Below are 19300 nucleotides of genomic sequence, written 5' to 3'. Positions count from 1 at the left end.
GCACCGTGTCCCTCCCCCGTCACCCTTCCTACGACCTCGTCGTCGTCGGCAGCGGACCCACCGGCAGCACCTACGTACGCGAGGTGTACGAACAGCGCCCCACCGCGACGATCCTGCTGCTCGACGCGGGCCCGCGCCTGACCGATCCCCCCGGCACCCACGTCAAGAACATCCCCGACCCGGACGTCCGCGCCCGCGCCCGGCGGGACTCCGAGGGCCCCGGCCCGGCGGGCCGCCCCGGCACCCGGCTGCTCGGCTCGCCCGACCTGCCCGCCGCCGCCCTCTCCACCAACGTCGGCGGCATGGGCGCGCACTGGACCGGCGCCTGTCCCCGCCCCGGCGACGGCGAACGCATCGGCTTCATCCCCGGAGCCGAGATGGACGCCCACCTCACCCGCGCCGAACAGCTCCTGCACGTCGACGCCCACGCCTTCGACCAGGCACCCTTCGCGGACGAGGTGCGCCGCCGCCTGTCCGCGCTCTTCGACCCCGGCCGGCCCGCGCACCGGCGCGTGGCTCCCATGCCCCTGGCCGTCACCGCCCGTGGCGACGGTGCCCACACGTGGAGCGGCACCGACGTGATCCTGGGCCGTGCGACAGCGGACGAGCGCGTCGACATCGCCGACCGGTGCCTGTGCCTGCGCGTCGTCCTGGACGGGGACACCGCCACCGGGGTCATCGTGCGCGACCTGGCCACCGGTGAGGAGAGGAGTGTGACCGCGCGGGCGGTCGTCGTGGCCGCGGACGCCCTGCGCACTCCGCAGGTGCTGTACGCCTCCGGCGTCCGCCCGCCCGCACTGGGCCGCTACCTCAACGACCAGCCGCAGATCGTCCACGCCGTCCGCCTGCCCGACGACGTCGTCGCCGCCCACCGCGCCGTCACCGGCCGCACCCGCGACGAGGACGGTGCCATCGTCCCCCAGAGCGGCGTCAGCTGGGTGCCGTACACCGACACACGGCCCTTCCACGGCCAGGTGATGCAACTCGACGCCTCCCCCGTCCCACTCGCCGACGACACCGACGTCGAGCCCGGCGCCGTCGTCGGACTGGGCTGGTTCTGCGCCAAGGACATCTCCCCCGACGACCGCATCGAGTTCGCCGACACCGCGGCCGACGCCTACGGGCTGCCCGCCCTGCGCATCCGCTACCGCTACAGCGACCGCGACCTGGCCACCATCGAACAGGCCAAGAGGGCGGTCGCCGAAGCGGGGGCCGCCGTCGGCGTCCCCCTGGACGAGAGCCCCACCCTGCTGCCCGCAGGCAGCTCACTGCACTACCAGGGCACCACGCGCATGGGCCCCACCGACGACGGGACCAGCGTCTGCGACAGCCACAGCCGCGTCTGGAACACCCGCGGACTCTGGGTCGCCGGCAACAACGTCATCCCCACGGCCACCGCCTGCAACCCCACGCTGACGTCCGTCGCCCTCGCCGTCAGGGGCGCCCACGCGCTCCTGGACCACCTGGACTCCACGGCCGCGCAGAGCAGCACGCCGACCGCTCCGGCGGGCCTCGGCACCGCCTGAACCGTTCCCCGTCACGGGGTGCCTGCCGCAGGAGCACCGGAGTGCCGCCGTGGGTGCCGTGGTACGCCTCGGCGGGTCCGCCGCCGAGCTTCGTGACGAGCGCTGTCGGCGGGCCGGCCGGCATCGTCCAGCCGCGCAGGCGGGTGTCGCCGCCGAGCGGCACGATCAGCCGGAATCGTCGCGAGCGGGGCGCCCGGCGCCGTCACCCGGTCCTCGGCGCGGCGCGCGAGCCGGCCGGGGCCGAGGGAGGGGAGGCGGTCACCACCGGCCGGCTCGCCGGGGAACGCGATCCGGGGCGTCGCCCGCATGCACGGCCTCGCCCTCACCACATGATCGCCGGTACAGTCGCCCGCATGGCGACACCGGTGCTGCGGGCGATCGAATGGGACGGCACGTCGTGGGACGACCCGTCCGAGGAACAGTTGCACGATCTGCTGGCCGACATGAGCCTGACCTGGCGGTTCGTCATCGTGGAACGTCTTGGTCCCGAACCTGCGGGACAGCACTGCATGCAGGTCCGTCTCAACGACGACCTGAGCCACCAGGTCGAATACCGTGAGGGCGGCCCGGACAGGCACTTGCGGGCCCGGGTGCCGCGCGAGCACGAGGTGTCCGCCGTGGAACCCGTGGCCGAGGTGCTCCAGGACTGGGCTTTCGGGCGGCCGGGCCGGCGTGAGGCCCTTCCCTGGGCTCCGTGGTCGCCGGTGGAGCCGCGGTGAACCTCACACGGGCGCACCGCGCGTCCTGTGCTCCCCCGGTCATTCGCTGATCGCTGCGCCCGGCGCGGTGGCCTCGCAGCGGACGGCGGGCTTGTCGTATCGGGTGGCCACGGCACGCGGCGCCCGCGGCAGTCGGTCCTGCGGAACCCCGGCGGCCCGTCGCGTTCCCGTTCCGTGCCGGTGGCGGTGATCCGGCGGGTAAGGCGCATCACTCCTGGATACCCCCCGGGGCATAAACCCGACCCTGTTACGGTTGAGCCCGGACATACCCCCCTGGGTATTCCCGACGGCAAGTGGGCAGGAGCCCCCCCGCATGGTTCACGAAATCGACCGGCAGCGGTTCGCCGAGGCGCACGCGGCAGGCGCCCCCACCGTCCCCGCGCACTGCGCCGGCGGCTACCGCGCCGGGATCGTCGCCGCACTGCTCCACGCCCGCGGCCGTGACGTCGTCGCCGTCGACGACGACGGCTTCGACAACGCCCTCGGCCTGGGGCCGTGCTCCCTCCCCTCCGGCATCCCCGCCACCCGCGACAACCGACAGGAGATCAACGCGTGACCACCTCCACCACCCCCCGCGGCCTGACCACCGACGAACTGCGCGCCGCGCTCGACTCCGCCAACCCGCCCCGGCTGCTCGACGTGCGCTCCCCCGCCGAGTTCGAGGGAGCGCACATCCCCGGCTCCTACAACGTCCCGCTGGACACCCTGCGCGAACACCGCGAGGAGTTGACCCGGCACCTGGACACCGACGTGGTGCTGGTGTGCCGCTCCGGCCAGCGCGCCGGCCAGGCCGAACGCGCCCTCGCCGAAGCCGGGCTCCCCGGCCTGGCCGTCCTGTCGGGCGGCATGACCGCCTGGGAGAAGTCCGGCGCCCCGATCACCTACGGCCAGGAGCGCTGGGACATGGAGCGCCAGGTCCGCCTGGTCGCCGGCTCCCTGGTACTGGTCGGCGCCCTCGGCAGCTTCGCCGTCCCCGGCCTGCAGGCGCTGTCCGCGTTCGTCGGCGGCGGACTGGCCTTCGCCGCCCTCAGCAACACCTGCGCCATGGGCGTGCTGCTGTCGAAGATGCCCTGGAACCGCACACCGTCCTTCGACCCGCGCAAGGCCGTCGCCCGGCTCGCCGACGGCAGGTGACCACCATGACGCCGGTGCTCGTCCTCGTCCTCGCGCTGCTGGTCGGCGTCTCCCTGGGGCTGCTCGTGGGAGGCGGGTCGATCCTGACCGTGCCGCTGCTGGTCCACGTCGCGGGCATGGACGCCAAGGAGGCCATCGCCACCTCCCTGTTCGTCGTCGGCGTCACCTCCGCCGTGGGCATGATCAACCATGCCCGCGGCGGACGGGTCAGCCGGCGCACCGGCGTCCTGTTCGGAGCGGCGGCATGGCCGGCGCCTACACCGGCGGACTCGTCGGCGGCCACATCCCCGACGTCGTCCTGCTGATCGCCTTCGCGGTGATGATGACCGTCACCGCCGCCATGCTCCGCGGCCGCCGCGCCGGCGGCCCCGACCGGGCCCGCCGGCAGCTCCCGTTGGGGCGGGTCCTGCTGGACGGCGCGGCCGTCGGCCTGGTCACCGGCCTGGTCGGCGCGGGCGGCGGCTTCCTCGTCGTTCCCGCCCTGGCCCTGCTGGGCGGCCTGCCCATGCCGGCCGCCGTCGGCACCTCCCTGCTGGTCATCACCATGAAGTCCGCGTCCGGATCGACTGGACCCCGACCCTGGCCGTCACCGCCTTCGCGGTCGCCGGCAGCCTCGCCGGGGCCCGGCCGGCCGGACGCGTCCCCGCCCACGTCCTCTCCCGGCTCTTCGCCTGGTCCGTGCCGGCCATGGGCACCTTCGCCCTGGTCCAGCAGGCACCCGCCCGCATCGCCGTCCCGGTCCTCGCCGCCGTCGCCTCGCTGGGCGCCGGAGCGGGCGTCTGCTACGGCTTCGTCGCACGCTGCCCGCTGCGACGCGCCGTGCACCGCACCCAGCGTTCCCGCTGCGACCCTGCTCCCCCGCTCCGACCCACCGCTGCCCCGGCGCGCCGTCCCCCTCGGCGCGCCGGGGCAGCGGCGTACCGGAGCACCCGTGAGCAATCCCCGCCCGACGAGCGGCGCCGACCGGAGCACCGGCGGAATGCCCCGCCCCGTTCCGACGTTGTGTACCCCAGGGGGTATTAATCACCCCACTTCGGCAGAACGGAAGGACCCTCCCCATGAGCACCGTCGCCCTCACCGCCGCCGACTTCGAGAACACCGTCACCGGCAACGACATCGTCCTCGTCGACTTCTGGGCCTCCTGGTGCGGACCGTGCCGGATGTTCGCCCCCGTCTACGAGAAGGCCTCCCGGGCCCACTCCGACATCGTCTTCGGCAAGGTCGACACCGAGGCCGAGCAGGCCCTGGCCGCCGCGGCGGACATCACCTCGATCCCCACCCTGATGGCCTTCCGCGAAGGCATCCTGGTCTTCTCGCAGCCCGGCGCCCTGCCGCCCCGGGCCCTGGACCAGCTGATCACCGCCGTCCGCGAGCTCGACATGGACGAGGTGCGCACCTCCCTCGCCACCCGGAGTCCCAGCCAGTGACCGCAGCCGGTCCCCGACCGGCCCTTCGAGAGGAACACCCCATGGTCCAGCTCCCCGCCGACCAGGTGCGGTCGGCCGCCAACCGGCTCAAGCGCGCACAGGGCCAGCTCGCCGGCGTCGTGCGCATGCTGGAGGAAGGGCGTGACTGCGAGGACGTCGTCACCCAGCTCGCCGCGGTCAACCGCGCGCTGGACCGGGCCGGCTTCGCCATCGTCGCCAGCGGCCTCAAGCAGTGCCTGACCCAGGAGGGCGGAGCCGACAGCCTGGACACGCAGAAGATGGAGAAGCTCTTCCTCTCCCTCTCCTGAGACCCTCCCACCCCCGCCGGCGGCGCGCCGCCGCCGTCCGGGGGCGGCCGTCCGCCGCGCCGCGGCACCCCGGACGTAACCGCACACCGTGATCCACCCGCACGTCCCGGCCACCGGGCCGCTGCTCCCTCGCGCCGTCCGCCGGCCCGCCCCGGCGCGTCGCCGCCGCGGCCCGGCCGTGTGGGGAGCCGCCCCGCCGGCCGCCGGGGCCGCGCACACCGTGCTGTCCGAGTGCCCGTACGTGACGGTGCCGGGCGGAAGCGGACCCGAGGCGGCGCACCGCGGCCGAGCACCGACGAAACGGCCGCCCCGTCCGGAGAGGTCAGGCGGCGGACAGGGCGTTCAGCGCGGCGTCCAGGCGGGTGGTGGCCTCGTCCGCGACGGGCTCGAGGGCGTCGAGGCCGGTGAGGGTGACCATGGTGCCCGGGTCGAGGGCCTGGACGAGCGTGTGGTCGCCGTCGCGGCGGACGACGACGTTGCAGGGCAGGAGCAGGCCGATGGAGCGGTCGGTTTCCAGGGCCCGGTGGGCCAGGGGCGGGTTGCAGGCGCCCAGGATCAGGTAGTCCTCCATGGCGTGGCCGAGCTTGGCCTTCAGGGTGGCCTTCACGTCGATCTCGGTGAGGACGCCGAATCCCTGGTCGGCCAGGGCCGTGCGCACGGCGGCGACGGCGGCGTCGAAGTCGGTGTCGAGGCGGACGGTGCGGTCGTAGGACACGGGCACTCCCGGGTGGTGCGGGACGGCTGATTCCCCTCTCCCCCGCCGGATACCCGCCGCAGGGGACGCGATACCGGACGGACCCCGGACCTTCGGAATACCCCCCTGGGTATCCCTGTTAGAGTGGGTGTCGGATACCCCCCGGGGTACAAAGTCTCTTGTGGAGGAGCCGCAGCCGTGTTCTTCATCGACACCCTGGAGCTCGAGGGCCTGGGCAACCGCAGCTACCTGGCCGGCGGCGCCCGCGGAGCGGTCGTCGTCGACCCGCCGCGCGACATCGACCGGGTGATCGCCGCCGCGGCGAAGCGCGGGGTGCGCATCGCGTACGTGGCGGAGACCCACGTGCACAACGACTACGTCACCGGCGGACTGGAGCTCGCCCGGGTGACCGGCGCCTCCTACCTGGTACCGGCCGCGGCCCACGTGTCCTTCTCCCGCACCCCGGTCGCCGACGGCGACACCGTCGACGTGGACGAGCGCCTGGTGCTGCGCGCGGTCGCGACCCCCGGCCACACCCCGCACCACACGTCCTACGTCCTGGAGGAGGACGGGCGCGGGGTGGCGGCGTTCACCGGCGGGTCGCTGCTGATCGGCACGGTGGGCCGCCCCGACCTGGTGGAGCCGCGGCTGACCGAGGAACTGGCGCGCGCCCAGCACGCCTCCGCGCACCGGCTGGCCGATGAGCTGGACGACGAGGTGCCGGTACTGCCCACCCACGGCTTCGGCAGCTTCTGCTCCTCCTCACCGGCGGAGGGGGACGCGACCACGATCGGCCGGGAGCGCAAGACCAATGACGCGCTGACCCTGGACGTGGACACCTTCGTCGCCGAGGTACTCGCGGGACTGGACGACGTACCCGCCTACTACGCGCACATGGGCCCGGCCAACGCCGCCGGCCCCGCCCCGATCGACCTCACCCCGCCCGAGCCGGCCGACGCCGAGCGGATCGCGCGGCGGCTGGCGGCGGGCGAGTGGGTGGTGGACCTGCGCAGCCGGGTGGCCTTCGCGGAGGGGCACGTGGCCGGGTCGTTCAACTTCGAGGGCGAGGGCAAGCTCGCCACGTACCTGGCCTGGCTCATCCCGTGGGGCAAGCCCGTCACCCTGCTCGCCGACACTCCCGGGCAGATCGCCGACGCGCAGCGTGAGCTGGCCCGGGTCGGCATCGACCGCCCGGCCGCCGCCGCCACCGGTGACCCGGCCGCCTGGGTCCGCGAGGGGGAGCGGCTCGCCTCCTTCCCGCGCGCCCGCTTCGCCGGCCTCGCCGAAGTGCGCGAGCGGGGCGAGGAGGTGGTGGTGCTGGATGTGCGTCGCGGCTCCGAACGCTCCGCGGGACACGTCGTGGGATCGGTGCACATCCCGATCCACGAGCTGCACGGCCGACTCGCCGAAGTCCCCTCCGGAACCGTGTGGGTGCACTGCGCGGGCGGGATGCGCGCGGCGATCGCCGCCTCCTTGCTGGACGCCGCCGGACGGGACGTGGTCGCCGTCGACGACGGCTTCGACGCCGCCGGCGAGGCGGGCCTGACCGTGACCCGCCACTGACCACCCCACCCTCCCACCCGAGCCAAGGGCACCACCATGTTCCTCTTCCGACGCGGCACGGACCGCCTCACCCCCGAGCAGGCCCGCATCCGCACCGACGACGGCACCGCCGTGCTGCTCGACGTGCGCGAGGTACCGGAGTGGAAGGCCGGGCACGCGCCCGGCGCCGTCCACCTGCCCCTGACCCGGCTGCTGACCGGAGCCGCCCTGCCGCCGGAGGCACGGGGCCGGCCGGTGGTGGCGGTCTGCCGCTCCGGGCACCGCTCGCAGCAGGCCGCCAAGCTTCTGGCCTCGCGCGGCGTCGACGCCGTCGACGTCACCGGCGGCATGAACGCCTGGACGAAGGCCGGACTGCCGGTGGTCGACGAACGCGGGCAGAGCGGCCGGATCGCGTGAACGCCCTGATCCTGGCCCTGACCGCGGGGGCCGTGGTCGGCCTGGCGCTCGGCGCGCTCGGCGGCGGTGGCAGCGTCCTGGCCGTCCCCGCCCTGATCTACCTGCTCGACTTCACCCCCGCCGCGGCCACCACCGCCGGCCTCGTCATCGTCACCGTGACCTCCCTGACCGCCCTGTACGCCCACGCCCGCGCCGGGAACGTGCGGTGGAAGGCCGGAGCGGCTTTCGCCGCCGCCGGCCTCCTGCCCGCCGCCCTGGCGGGAGCCGCCGCAGCCCACCTGCCCCAGGCCGTCCTCACCCTCGCCTTCGCGGCGGTCGCGGCCCTCGCCGCGCTCAAGATGCTCCGGCCCACCGGCCCGGCCGGCGCCGGAAGCGGCGCGGTACGACCGGGCCGGGCCGCCGGGGCCGGGGCGGGACTGGGGGCGCTGACCGGACTGCTGGGCGTGGGCGGCGGCTTCCTCGCCGTGCCCGCCCTGGTGACCGTCCTGGCCTTCGAGATGCAGGCCGCCGTCGGCACCAGCCTGCTGGTCATCACGGCCAACTCCCTGGCCTCGCTGGCCACCCGCTCGGGCGCCGCCGTCTCCCTCGACTGGGCGGTGATCGGTCCCTTCATCGCCGCCGCCGTCCTGGGCGCCTGGGACGGCAAGCGCCTTGCCGCGAAGGTCTCCGGACCCCGCCTGCAGCGCGTCTTCGCGGTGGTCCTGCTGGCCGTGGCCGCCTTCATGCTCGCCGACGCCGTGACGTGAGACGGCGCTCAGGCCAGCGACAGGAACAGCTTCTCCAGGCGGGCCCGCATCCGGTCCCGGTCACCGTCCGCCTGTCCGTCCTCGGCCATGCAGTGCTGCAGCCCCGTCGCGATGATCGCGAAACCGGCCCGGTCCAGTGCCCGGGACACCGCCGCGAGCTGCGTGATCACATCCTCGCAGTCCCGTCCCTCCTCTATCATCCGGATGATCCCCGCAATCTGCCCCTGTGCCCGCCGCAGCCGGTTGAGCACGCTCCTCAGCTCGTCGGCCGCCATGTCCAGTTCCACGCATCCTCCTCCATGGATACCCCTTGGGGTATCCTAGTCCGTTCGGCCCTCCCTCCGGGCAGGGAGACGAAGGGCGCCCCCACGCGCATGGGTACCCCTGCCACCGTCGACCCCGCCCGGGCCGCCGAGCACTTGAAAACCTACGCTGCGAGCGCGCCGCGGCCGCCGCCGCTCTCCTGGAACGGCCACGAGGGGAGGGAAAGGACCTCCCTCCCCCGATGGCCGCTCCCCGCGGAGCGGTTCAGCGCACCGCGTGCCAGGCGGCCTCGTCGAAGTCGGCGGGCAGGCCGCCCCCGGTGAGGTCCCAGGCCCACATGCCGACGAACGCGCCGGTGAAGCCGAGGGCCCGGATCCGCCCGTCCTCGAATTCCTCCGCGTGCTCGTCGGACAGGACGGTGGCGTCCAGGGGCGGCCCGACGGCGTGCCAGTCGTCGCCGGTGGCGTAACGAAAGCGCAGGACGGATCCCCGGAGGTCGAGGCCGAGACGCAGGCGGCGGATCTCACCGAGAGGCACCCCGCCGGCTTCGTCCACGCTCGGCGCGCCGCGGTCGCAGCCCGCCACCCGCAGCACCGCCCGCCCCTTGTCGTCCGCCGTGACGTGCAGGAAGTACCAGTTGCGCGTGTTGTAGTACGCGGTGATTCCGGCCAGGTGCTGGAAGGAGCTCGGCCGGTACTCCACCGTCGCCTCGAAGGAGCCGTTCGCGGACGTCATCCGGCAGCCCACCAGACTGGGGCCGGTCAGGCTCTGCGGGGAGCGGCCTCCGTGCAGCCGCAGATGGGACGGGCGGGCGGTGAGGGAGGCCCAGTCGGGAGTCGCGGGGCGCCGCAGTGTGGACCACTGGGGTCCGAGCACCGGCTGGTCGAAGCCGTCCGCCTCGCCGGCCCCGGTCCGCGTCGCCTCGTCGTCGGCGGCGGGCAGGCCGGGAGCGGGCACCTCCGGGGCGGGCAGGCCGGTGGGGACGCGCGGCCAGCCGTCGTCGGTCCAGGTGACGGGCGCCAGCGCGGTCTCACGGCCGAGCACGCACGGGCCCCGCCGGCCCTCGGGCCGGGCGACGAGGTACGCCAGGTACCACAGGCCCTTCCCGGCGTCGACGAGACTGCCGTGCCCGGCCTTCTGCAGGGCCAGGTCCGGATGGTGACGGGCAGTGATCAGCGCGCCGTGCGGGTCGCGTTCGTACGGGCCGGTCAGCGTGCGGGAGCGGGCGACGGTGACCTGGTGGTCGTAGCCCGTGCCGCCGTCCGCGGTCAGCAGGTAGTACCAGCCGGCCCGCCGGTAGAGGTTGGGGCCCTCGATCCAGCCGGCCTGCGGCGGCAGCACGATCGGCACGGGGTCCCCGACCAGACGGCGCGCGGACCGGTCGTAGCGGGTCGCCTCCAGACCGGCCGAGCCGCCGTGCCCCGGACGCCAGTCGTGCACCAGGTTCAGCAGCCAGCTCTCGGGGCCGTCGTGGAAGAGGGACGCGTCGAAGCCCCGCGCGTGCAGCGGCACGGGGTCGGACCAGGGGCCGTGGATCGACGGCGCCGTGGTGAGGTGGTTGGGGCAGTCGGTGAAGCCTCCCGCATAGGTGGAGACGTTGCTGTGGACGAGGTGGAACAGCCCGTCCGCGTGGGAGAGGTTAGGCGCCCACACTCCACCGGAATCCGGGCAGCCGGTGAGATCGAGCAGCCGTGCGGTGTCCAGGGCGCCGCCCAGCGGTCGCCACCGCACCAGGTCACGGGAGTGGTGCAGCCGTACGCCGGGGTACCACTCGAACGTCGAGGTCGCCACGTAGAAGTCGTCACCCACGCGCAGCGCGGACGGATCCGGGTGCGAGCCCGGCAGTACCGGGTTCTGAATGATCTGGGTGGCTGGTTGCCGCATGCGCCTCGTCTGCCTCTCGAACCCCGGATGACCGCACTGTAAAAGCATGGACCGTAATGTCGAACAGGCTTGCGTGCAATGAGGCGCGTGCGCGGCGCCGAGGGGCGCCGCGCCTTCCCGCGTCCGTCGTCCCGGGCCTCTCCTCGTGGCTTCCGCGACGGCTTCCTGCCCGACCGGACGCCTCCGGGGGCACGTCCGCGTCGGTTCCGGTCGTGCCGGGTCGTCAGTGACCGGCGCCCGGGTCCTCCGGCCGGATGCGTCCCCGCCAGCCGCCGGTGCTGCCGCCGCCCTCCACGTACTCCTTGAAACGGCCCAGGTCCCCCTCGACCCGCCGGTCGATCAGGCCGAGGGCGTCGGCGCCCTTCTCGGCGACGCCGCTCGGCTCGACGTCCATCGTGAGTTCCACGCGGGTGTGCGTGTCGTCCAGCCGCTCGAACCGGACGGAGCCGCGCTGCCGGGACTCGCCGCCGATGGACCGCCAGGTGATCCGGTCGTCCACGAGCTGGTCGACGATCTCCGTGTCGAACTCGCGCCGTACCCCGCCGATACTCGTGGTCCAGTGGTTGTGCCGGTCGTCGAGCTGCCTGACCTCGTCGACACCTTCCATGAAGCGGGGGAAGTCCTCGAACTGCGTCCACTGGTCGTAAGCCCTGCGGAGCGGGACGTCCACGTCGACCGCCTGCCTGACCGTGCTCATCGATCCCTCCCGGGGAGCTCCTCGCGGGACCGGCCACGCGGAGCGGGCCGGTCTCCTGGGCGTGTACGGGGCGCCGGGTACCCGGGAGGACCGAGGCGGAAAACCTCCGCCGGCGGTCTCCCGCCTCCGCTGCGCCGTGGCCTCCAAGCGTGCGTCGGCACTTCGCCGACGCGACGGCGCCTCGTTCGTGGAGGTGAGGCGGCTCGGTGTGCCCGCACGATCCACGATCACCCTCCGTGTTCGAATTGACACACAAAGGCATGGGGCGCGTACTTGACATAAGGGACTATTCCCCGGAGCCCGGCCGGTGGCGCATCCGCCGCCCTCGGCTCCCCCTCCCTTCTCCCCTGGAGCGGCAATGACCGTGCAGCAGCACGCGACAACCCAGACAATCCTGGTGTACGAGGACGACCCCGGAGCCCCACTGCAGGAAAATGTGCCGGTGCGACACCCAGTGCCCCAGCTCGACACACAGCCCTTTCCGACGGCCATCGCCGAGGCCGCACCGCAACCGGACAGTGCCGGGCCGGGCACGCCGGCCTTCCGCTACTGGGTGGCGGCCGACGCGCTGAGCACGGGCTGCCAGACCTGGGGTCCGCTGGTTCCCACGGGGACGCAGTGGGTTCCGTCGGTCGGACGTGTCCTGACCGTGCATCTGGACGAGGGGGTCGACCTCAACGCCTTCTACGACCGGCGAAGCCTGAAGTTCTTCCACCAGCGGGTGGAGGGAGTGGACGTCTTCTCGGGCGAGAGCCCCGAGATCGTCCGGCACGAGTTGGGCCACGCGGTCCTCGACGCCCTGCGCCCCCAGCTGTTCAACGCGGCGATGCACGAGTCCGACGCCCTCCACGAAGCGTTCGGCGACATCAGCGCGCTGCTGACCGCACTTCAGCTGGAGTCGCTGCGGATCACCGTCCTGACCCAGACGCAGGGCCGCCTCGAGCAGTCCTCTCGCGTGTCGCGGCTGGCCGAGCAGCTGGGCTGGGCGCTGCGCAAGGTCGCCCCGGACGCGGCCGAACCGGACTGCCTGCGCAACATGTCCAACCACCTCTTCTACCGCGACCCGGTGCAGCTACCGCCGCTCGGACCCGCGAACATGCTCACCAGTGAGCCCCACTCGTTCTCCCGGGTGTTCAGCGGCGCGTTCCTGAAGGTCGTCGCGGGAATCTTCCGTCAGCAGGACAGCCAGGACCAGGCCGCTCTGGCCGAGGCGGCCCGGATCGCCGGCCGGCTGCTGGTCGACGCCGTCGTGGCCGCGCCGGTGGTGTCCGGCTACTACGCGCAGGTCGCGGGCCATATGATCGCCGCGGACCAGCGTCGCAACGGCGGCAAGTACGGTCCGTCCCTGCGCTCGGCGTTCACCCGCCACGGGATCCTCTCCCTGGGCGCCGCCACGTCCCTCACCGCGGCGGAAATAGCACGCCGAGGCGCCGCCGCGGCCGAGGCGACACCGGGCGGCAGCGACGAGGAGGGGCTGACGACGGTCACGGTCCAGGGGATGGCGTACGGCATCAAGGGGCCGCTCACCCTTTACGCCCCCGGGGAGACCCGCCGGTTCGGCATCGCCGGCTCCGACCCCGCGGGCGGCTCGGTGCGGCCCGCCGACCCCGAGCAGGTCGCCACGTCCTACCTGGAGGACCTCCTCCGCCGCGGCCGGGTCGAGATCCCCGTCGAGCACCGCACCGACGTGGCGGTCGTGGACGACAGCCCCACCCGGCTCAAGACCCATGAGATCGCCCGGAGCGAGACCACCGAGGGCCTCGCCCTGGTCCGGCGCTGCTTCGACTGAGAAGTCAGCCGAAGAAGCGCAGACGACGGACGGTGAGCCGTCCGTCGTCTGCGCGCTTGACGACGTGGGTCGTCCGGGACGTCGGCTCCTCGCCCTCGAACACCGCCTGGCCCCGTGCCAGCAGATCGCTGACGTACTTCTCGGTCGCCTGGCGCCCGGCCTCGTCGTCCTGCTCGCGCCCGTCCTCGCCCGAGGCCTGGTTCGCGTCATCATCTGCACCCATATGTAAATTTTATTCCGTCGGTACCTGCAGTCCGGCGAACGTCAGGGCGGTTGCGGTGACCGAGCCGGCGACCGTGGCGGCGAAACCGGTGTCGTGGTCCTGGTCGAGGAGCGTGTCCCCCGGAGTGTGGTATTGCCGGGTACCGGTCCCGGGCGCGCCGTCGGGGGTGGAGAAAAGGTCCTCGGACACGGCGACGGCCGCCCATCCCCGCTCGTGGAAGCTCGCGTGGTCGCTGCGTCCCACTGCCGGGTCGCCAGGGCCCGTGAGGTGCTGGACGGTCACCGCGCCGTCGAAGGCCGGCACGGTGCGTGCGACGAGGTCGCCGAGCGCGTCGGAAGCCCTCACCACCGGGCCCGGTACGGAGGATCCCGCGTGGATCTCGACCTTGGGCGTGCTGCCCCGCTGCAACCCCGCGATCATGTCCATCTGGAAGACCCCGGCGATACGGTCGCCCTCCGCGGCGGCGGCCCGTGCGTAGAACTTGCTACCGACGAGGCCCTTCTCCTCGGCGTTGAAGAGCACGAAGCGCACGTTGCGGGCCGGCTGCCTGCCGCCCGCAAGCAGGGCGGCCAGACATTCGGCCGCGGCCATGACTCCGGCCGTCCCGCTTCCGTCGTCATCGGCTCCCGGCGCGGCGTCCACCGCCGGGTCGTAGGGGCGGGGTTCGCCGTTCACGTCCACGAAGTCACCGCTGGACGCGGTCGAATCCAGGTGGGCCGTGATGAGGACGGCGGAGTCCGCAGCGGCGACCCGGTGCTCGGCTTCCAGGTTGAACAGCTGTCGTCCCCGCCACCGGAACGGATGCCGCCGGACGTGCAGCCCAAGTTCCCGGAACCGGCGGGCCAGCGCCTCGACGACCCGCGCGTTGTCCTCGGCTGCCGCGTCCCTGCTGCGGACCGTCAGTGACTCGCCCTCGACCAGTGGCTCCGCGCCGGAGATACGCGCCACATGGCCCCGCAGGGTCTCGGAGGTCACCGTGGCGCGCACCGCGGCGATCGTCCCGGGGGACGGGAGGCCGTTGCCGGACGCCGCACCGGCCCGGCCCGGGCTTTCGGCCGCTGCGCCGGTGAGCACATCCGCCTGAGCCTCGCCGGGCCGTGAGAGGAGCGCCGGGTCCGGCAGCAGGAGTTCCGTGTGTCCGGGCTTGGCACCCGGCAAGTGCACCTCCTCGACCGGCACACCGGCGGGCACCGCGAGATACACCCCACCCGGTGCGGGCCCGAGTGGGGTGGCCGACGGGGCACCCCTCCCGGCCAGCGCGTCGGCGATGAAGCCGTATACGGCCGTGGCGCGCCGCGCCGTCCCGGTCGCCGACCCCGCGGTGTCGGTGGAGGCCACAAGCGGCTCGACCTCTGCGACCGGACGGCCGTCGCGGACCAGGAAGGCCGCCCCGTCCTCCACCGGTTCGCGCAGGTCCACCCTGAACCCGGCGCGTTCAAGCGCTTCGGCACCGAGTGCGCTCGCCATGACGAGCACGAGCCGGTCCGAGGCCACATGGACGGGAACGACCTCGGTCGTCTCGGCCGCCGCAGCCAGCTCCGGCAGGCCCCGGCCGTCCGGCAGCCCGATCCGCGCGAAGAGCACGGGGCGGTTCTCCACCGCGGCGAGGGCGAACACCGGATGCGGAGCCGTACGCATCCCCGCCGCCCGCGCGAACGCTCTCTCCTGGGCGTCCTCGCCCACGAACACACAGTCGCCGGCCGGCGCACCCCCGGTGCTCGCGACCGCCCGATCGAAGATACCGCGGCTGTCCTTCACACCCCAGTGCACAAGACTCGCGTCCGTGAAACGGCCGGGGAACGCCTCCTCGAGGGCCGCCGCCGCCCGTTCGGCCGCACCGTCGTCCGGCCCGGGGTTGGAAATGATGCCCTTGCGCATGTCACGGAAGGCATCGAGGACGGTGACCACCCGGGGTCGGGGCCTGAGCGTCAGTGAGCCGTCGGGCTCCACGCGGGCATCCGCCAGGGTGGCCCCGATGTCGAAGAAGAGCACGGACATGTGAAGTGTCTCCGAAGTGCGGGATGAGTTCCCTCATCCGTCTCTGCGCGCGGCCCTCCGCCCGTACCCGACGGGCGCGTGAGGTCACGTCCGCCGGAGTGGTGTGTCGACGGCCACGCGGGAGGCTGTGCGATGAGCTCGTGCGGAACGGCTCCGAGCGCCTCCTCGGACCGACCGTGCGGGACACGGCGCGAGCGCCCGAAGCCGAGGGACATGCTGCGAACCGTGGGAAGGCTCCTTCCACGGGGTGGGACGCCGCCCCGGTGCCTATCCGGGCTCGATGACGAAGTCCTCGGGCTCCGGACGGCTCTCGGCGGCCACTTGTCCCGGTCCCGTCACCCGGGCCCGCAGCCGGACGGTGTCGCCGGGTTCCGCGTTCGCCAGCAGTTCGGTGCGAACGGCCAGTTCGAGGCGCTGCCCGACATGGCGGGACAGCAGGTCGGGGAAGCCGGGCACCTCCCTGGCCTCGAGGACCTGCGTCACCGCCCGGTCCCAGCCGGCCAGGCGGGGGTGGGTGTCCTTGGAAAGCAACCGTACGGTCAGGGCGGTACGGTTCTCGATCACCTGGACCATGAAGTACCGCCCCGCCGGTCAGTGGCTGCGCGGGGTGTCGAAGCGGGACATGCCGCCGGGCACGCCGCCGCCCTTCGCTCCGGCCGGTTCACTGCCGGCCGTAGCCGAGTGCGAGATCTCCCTCAGATAGGCCTCGACGCTCTGCCACGGATACCGCCGTATCGTCCGCTCCAGGTCGGCGAGGCGCTGCCGCAGGTCGTCGAGGTTCCGGGCCAGTGCGGGCAGTCCGATCCCCTCCTCCCGGGCGCGGGCGCCGGCGGGGACCCCCGGGGCCCGTACCGCAGGTGCCGCGCTCACCGAGACGGACGCCGTGATGAGGGTGCGGCACTCCGAGATGTCCGTGAGGGACACCTCCGTGGGCACTCCGTCGTACGAGACGGAGCTGGGCCGGCTGGTCGGGGTGAAGGAGGTGTTGGCGCTGGTCCCGGGATACGGGTCGTCGGCGTCGCCGCGGTTCCGGCCCCACTCCAGGTCGTGCTTGTTGTCCGCTTGGACGAGACCCACCAGGTAATGCGGTTCGGCGGTGTTGTCCGGCCGGCCCTCGTCGATGTGCCAGACGAGCAGGCCGTGGTGGGGCAACGAGACGTCGTAGCCCATCTGTTGACGGTTCTCGAGCAGGAAGAACTCCTTGTCCGGCAGTCCGTCGGTCCATACCCGGTGCACCTGGTGGCTGACCTGCACGTTGGGCAGCGTGAGACGGCCGGCCTCGGTGACGTCCACCTGGTCGACCCAGCCCTGCCGGAGTTTGCACCAGGCGGACGGATGGGTCGGGACTTCTCCTCCGCCGCCCCATGAACCGCCGCCCATCAGGCACCAGTTGCCGACGCCCTCGGAGCTTCCGTCGGCGTCGTACAGGTCGGGCAGGCCAAAGAGCAGGTGCCCCAGCTCGTGAGCGCAGACGCCGATCCTGGCGTCCTCGGGGATGGTGAGGTACGCGAAGATGTTGGCGCCGTCGGCATGGAAGGTGTTGGGCAGGACCCACTTGTGGGACCAGATGTCCCCCGGGTCGAGGGTGGCCTCACCGCCGGATCCGGAGTGGAGCACCATGAAGGCGTCGACGAATCCGTTGCCGTCGTTGTCATAGGGAGCGTAGTTGACCAGCGGGTCGGCGGTCACCGCGGCGTCACGCGCCATGAGCTGCGCGCGGGGCTCTCCGGTCGGCCTGCCGATGCCGAAGTTCCCGTTCGTGTACCAGGAGAGTTTGCGTGGCAACCGTACGGGACCGATGATCTCGCCGACGATGTCGACCAGACCATGGCTGACCTCCCGGAAGTAGTCGCGCACGCTGCCGTGCGGAAGCTCGTTCTCCGAGAAGAAGAGCTTCTCGAAGTGCTCCTTGCCCGCGGTCATCTCCTTGTCCGGAAAGTCCGCCAGCACGACGACCACCCGGACGGTACCCCTGAGCGGGGCACGTTCGGCAGCCGCCCTGCGGAGGGCCCCGGAGGGGGTGCCGGCCGTGAACATCTCGGGAGGAAGGATGATGTTGTCATCGAATCCGGGCACCCGCGGCTGCCCGCTGGGCACGAACTGCCGGGCCATCGGCGACGTACTCCGGAGCCTGCGCAGTTCCTCGTTCATCCTGTCCCGCGCCTCCGGACTGGGGCAGACGGCACAGAAATCCGACCACACGGCGGCCGCAGCGCCCCTGGGAGCAGGGCTTTCAGCCATGATACTTCCTCCTGCCTCTGATAAAATCGCGCTCTTTCCCCCTCTTCTCCAGTAGGCGCGCAGCGGAGGAGCCTGTCAAAGCGATCTCCTTTTAGTTACAGCGCAAATTTTTGAAGCGGTGACGAACTCGTGGATGAGAGTCGTCCATGAGCTCGCGTCCGCGGCATTCGGGCACCATTCGAATGCGCGGATCGGAGCCAGTTCCTGGAATCGGTCGCGCCCTTCCAGAACGTCGTCCGAGTGCGCACAGGCGTATCAGAGCGGGTTGACACCATGGAGGCCAAAGTCATGGCTGCATGCGCCCTTCCTCGACCGACGAAACACCGGAACAGTAATGCCGCCCGGTCGGTGCACGGCATCCTTCCCGATCGGCGGAAAGGGCCGGACGCGTGGTCATTGGTGACTCCTTTCTCAACTCGCGCCCTCCCGACCCCTTATCCGTAATATGTGTCCGCACTCCCCTTCGCCGAAAGGACCATTGGAGATGTCCGAGCCGATTCCGCCGGAGAATTGGGGTTCGACCCTCGAACCCATGGCCGCCGTACAGGAGACCACCGAGCACAGATTTCCACCCCGCCCCGAGGTAGTCGTCATCTCCGAGGCCGACCTCGTCGGACGGCCCGAGGGGCAGAGCGGGAATGAGCCCTACCGGCCCGAGGGCGCACCCCTGCGCGCGCTCCCGCAACTGCTGCGACCGGAGGGCGTCAGGCCCCGGCTGTGGAGGCGGGCCCAGGGCGCGCAGGACGAGAGGGGCGAGCCGACCACGGTCTTCCCTCCGGACACCCGCACAGTGATCTATGACACGAGCTACCCCTGGCGGACCTGCGGACGCGTCGCCGTTCCCGGCGGCTCGGGATCGGGGGTCATGGTGGGGCGTCGTCACATGGTCACCGCGAGCCATGTGGTCCCCTGGCGCGCGGACGGCAGTGCCGACTGGATGACCTTCACCCCGATGCAGTACGACACGAGCGCCCCGTTCGGGTCCGCCCATGTCACCCGCGTCTACCACTGGCAGCGGGTGAACGGCGCGGACGGCATCTCGTCCAACGAGGCCGCCTTCGACTACGCGGTCTGTGTACTGAGCAGCCCGCTCGGGGACACCACCGGATGGATGGGCAGCGCACATGACTACACGTCCGCCTGGAACGGCCAGGCGTACTGGTCGCACATCGGCTACCCGGGCGACATCGGTTCGGGTCTCCGGCCGGTCTACACCGCGAACTGCGTCATGGACAGCACGGTCAACGAGACCTTCGCGGGGCGGAACGGACTGCGGATCATGCACCGCAACGACATCTTCCCCGGCCAGTCCGGCGGCCCGTACTTCGGCTGGTGGACCGGCGAGGTCGGCCCGCACGTGGTCGCCGAGCAGAGCGCCGAGAACTGGGGCATGGCGGGCGGTCCGAACGCCGCGGGAGGCGGGTCCGCGCTGAGGGAACTGGTCGCCCACGCGCGCACGGTCGAACCCTGATCCCTCGACTCGTGCTCAGGGAGCCGTCAGCCGCCCGTCGGTTCTCCTTTGTCGTCCCGCCGGCCGGGAGGACGCCGCCACATGGGCCGCGGCTGATCACCGGGCCGCGGCTGCGGCGCCGGCAGGGGCGACGCCTCCTCTGGCAGGCCGCTGCCCGGGTGCGCGGCCGTACGGCTCTCGTCCTCCCCGGCGTCCTCGGCCCGGGTGACCCGTACGGCGT

At 72.6% G+C, this 19300-nt stretch carries 18 protein-coding genes and 2 pseudogenes; 12 read left to right on the top strand and 8 right to left on the bottom strand.

The features are described from left to right. The first annotated feature begins 5 nt into the window (after positions 1-5). The 7 genes and pseudogenes from ACFY3N_RS19525 to ACFY3N_RS19495 all read left to right on the top strand — a co-directional run bounded on the left by ACFY3N_RS19525 (position 6) and on the right by ACFY3N_RS19495 (position 5114). Positions 6-1526 carry a GMC oxidoreductase gene (locus tag ACFY3N_RS19525; RefSeq protein ID WP_390817936.1) on the top strand — a complete coding sequence of 507 codons (1521 nt, stop codon included), beginning with the start codon at positions 6-8 and terminating at the stop codon, positions 1524-1526. 353 nt (positions 1527-1879) lie between these two features. Next, entirely contained in the window at positions 1880-2245 is a 366-nt protein-coding gene (locus ACFY3N_RS19520; RefSeq protein WP_390817935.1) for a hypothetical protein, read from the top strand. A gap of 370 nt (positions 2246-2615) precedes the next feature. Continuing rightward, positions 2616-2801: pseudogene (locus tag ACFY3N_RS19515) on the top strand (hypothetical protein); the annotation flags it as partial. Further along, the gene (locus tag ACFY3N_RS19510; protein ID WP_390817934.1) at positions 2798-3379 is read left to right on the top strand and encodes a rhodanese-like domain-containing protein; all 582 of its coding nucleotides are present in this window, start codon (positions 2798-2800) and stop codon (positions 3377-3379) included. The pseudogene ACFY3N_RS19515 and the gene ACFY3N_RS19510, both read left to right, overlap by 4 nt. 5 nt (positions 3380-3384) lie before the next feature. Next, a pseudogene (locus ACFY3N_RS19505) lies at positions 3385-3884 on the top strand (sulfite exporter TauE/SafE family protein); the annotation flags it as partial. A gap of 553 nt (positions 3885-4437) precedes the next feature. Next, entirely contained in the window at positions 4438-4806 is a 369-nt protein-coding gene (trxA, locus tag ACFY3N_RS19500; protein ID WP_390817933.1) for a thioredoxin, read from the top strand. A gap of 41 nt (positions 4807-4847) precedes the next feature. After that, positions 4848-5114 (top strand): metal-sensitive transcriptional regulator, encoded by a 267-nt coding sequence (locus ACFY3N_RS19495; protein ID WP_210921691.1) that lies wholly within the window; start codon positions 4848-4850, stop codon positions 5112-5114. A gap of 322 nt (positions 5115-5436) precedes the next feature. Here ACFY3N_RS19495 and ACFY3N_RS19490 read toward each other — a convergent pair whose 3' ends face one another. Next, on the bottom strand, positions 5437-5829 hold the full coding sequence (locus ACFY3N_RS19490; protein WP_390817932.1) for a DUF302 domain-containing protein: 393 nt from the start codon (positions 5827-5829) through the stop codon (positions 5437-5439). A 177-nt stretch (positions 5830-6006) separates the two neighbouring features. On the opposite strand from ACFY3N_RS19490, the gene ACFY3N_RS19485 reads away from it, so the two are divergent. The 3 genes from ACFY3N_RS19485 to ACFY3N_RS19475 are packed head-to-tail and all read left to right on the top strand — an operon-like array spanning position 6007 to position 8513. Continuing rightward, the gene (locus ACFY3N_RS19485; protein WP_390817931.1) at positions 6007-7371 is read left to right on the top strand and encodes a rhodanese-like domain-containing protein; all 1365 of its coding nucleotides are present in this window, start codon (positions 6007-6009) and stop codon (positions 7369-7371) included. 36 nt (positions 7372-7407) lie between these two features. Continuing rightward, a complete protein-coding gene (locus tag ACFY3N_RS19480; protein ID WP_390817930.1) occupies positions 7408-7767 on the top strand; it encodes a rhodanese-like domain-containing protein in 360 nt (119 codons plus the stop codon). Beyond that, complete coding sequence (locus ACFY3N_RS19475; protein ID WP_390817929.1) at positions 7764-8513, top strand: sulfite exporter TauE/SafE family protein; 750 nt, start codon at positions 7764-7766, stop codon at positions 8511-8513. The genes ACFY3N_RS19480 and ACFY3N_RS19475 overlap by 4 nt, the downstream gene beginning before the upstream one ends. Before the next feature lie 8 nt (positions 8514-8521). On the opposite strand, the gene ACFY3N_RS19470 is transcribed toward ACFY3N_RS19475, so the two are convergent. From ACFY3N_RS19470 to ACFY3N_RS19460, 3 genes are all read right to left on the bottom strand, one after another. After that, complete coding sequence (locus ACFY3N_RS19470) at positions 8522-8800, bottom strand: metal-sensitive transcriptional regulator (protein WP_390817928.1); 279 nt, start codon at positions 8798-8800, stop codon at positions 8522-8524. Positions 8801-9041: 241 nt separating this feature from the next. Continuing rightward, the gene (locus ACFY3N_RS19465; protein WP_390817927.1) at positions 9042-10661 is read right to left on the bottom strand and encodes a family 43 glycosylhydrolase; all 1620 of its coding nucleotides are present in this window, start codon (positions 10659-10661) and stop codon (positions 9042-9044) included. 223 nt (positions 10662-10884) lie between these two features. Next, the gene (locus ACFY3N_RS19460; RefSeq protein ID WP_390817926.1) at positions 10885-11358 is read right to left on the bottom strand and encodes an SRPBCC family protein; all 474 of its coding nucleotides are present in this window, start codon (positions 11356-11358) and stop codon (positions 10885-10887) included. Between the two features lie 442 nt (positions 11359-11800). Between ACFY3N_RS19460 and ACFY3N_RS19455 the strand changes: the two genes are divergently transcribed. Further along, entirely contained in the window at positions 11801-13147 is a 1347-nt protein-coding gene (locus tag ACFY3N_RS19455; protein ID WP_390817925.1) for a hypothetical protein, read from the top strand. A 4-nt stretch (positions 13148-13151) separates the two neighbouring features. On the opposite strand, the gene ACFY3N_RS19450 is transcribed toward ACFY3N_RS19455, so the two are convergent. From ACFY3N_RS19450 to ACFY3N_RS19435, 4 genes are all read right to left on the bottom strand, one after another. Continuing rightward, positions 13152-13370: a hypothetical protein gene (locus ACFY3N_RS19450; protein ID WP_390817924.1), complete on the bottom strand. Its 219-nt coding sequence runs from the start codon at positions 13368-13370 to the stop codon at positions 13152-13154. A 9-nt stretch (positions 13371-13379) separates the two neighbouring features. Continuing rightward, positions 13380-15368, bottom strand: a complete 1989-nt coding sequence (locus tag ACFY3N_RS19445) for a M20/M25/M40 family metallo-hydrolase (RefSeq protein ID WP_390817923.1) — start codon at positions 15366-15368, stop codon at positions 13380-13382. Between the two features lie 267 nt (positions 15369-15635). Beyond that, positions 15636-15932, bottom strand: a complete 297-nt coding sequence (locus ACFY3N_RS19440) for a hypothetical protein (RefSeq protein WP_390817922.1) — start codon at positions 15930-15932, stop codon at positions 15636-15638. Positions 15933-15959: 27 nt separating this feature from the next. Further along, complete coding sequence (locus ACFY3N_RS19435; RefSeq protein ID WP_390817921.1) at positions 15960-17609, bottom strand: M6 family metalloprotease domain-containing protein; 1650 nt, start codon at positions 17607-17609, stop codon at positions 15960-15962. Positions 17610-18093: 484 nt separating this feature from the next. Between ACFY3N_RS19435 and ACFY3N_RS19430 the strand changes: the two genes are divergently transcribed. Continuing rightward, on the top strand, positions 18094-19080 hold the full coding sequence (locus tag ACFY3N_RS19430; protein WP_390817920.1) for a trypsin-like serine peptidase: 987 nt from the start codon (positions 18094-18096) through the stop codon (positions 19078-19080). Positions 19081-19300 lie beyond the last annotated feature (220 nt).

Origin of the sequence: Streptomyces sp. NPDC000348 (genome assembly GCF_042898795.1) — a bacterium.
Classification (GTDB): Bacteria; Actinomycetota; Actinomycetes; order Streptomycetales; family Streptomycetaceae; genus Streptomyces.
Note: the sequence above shows the minus strand (reverse complement) of the source record. Positions and strands in the feature narration are given on the sequence as shown.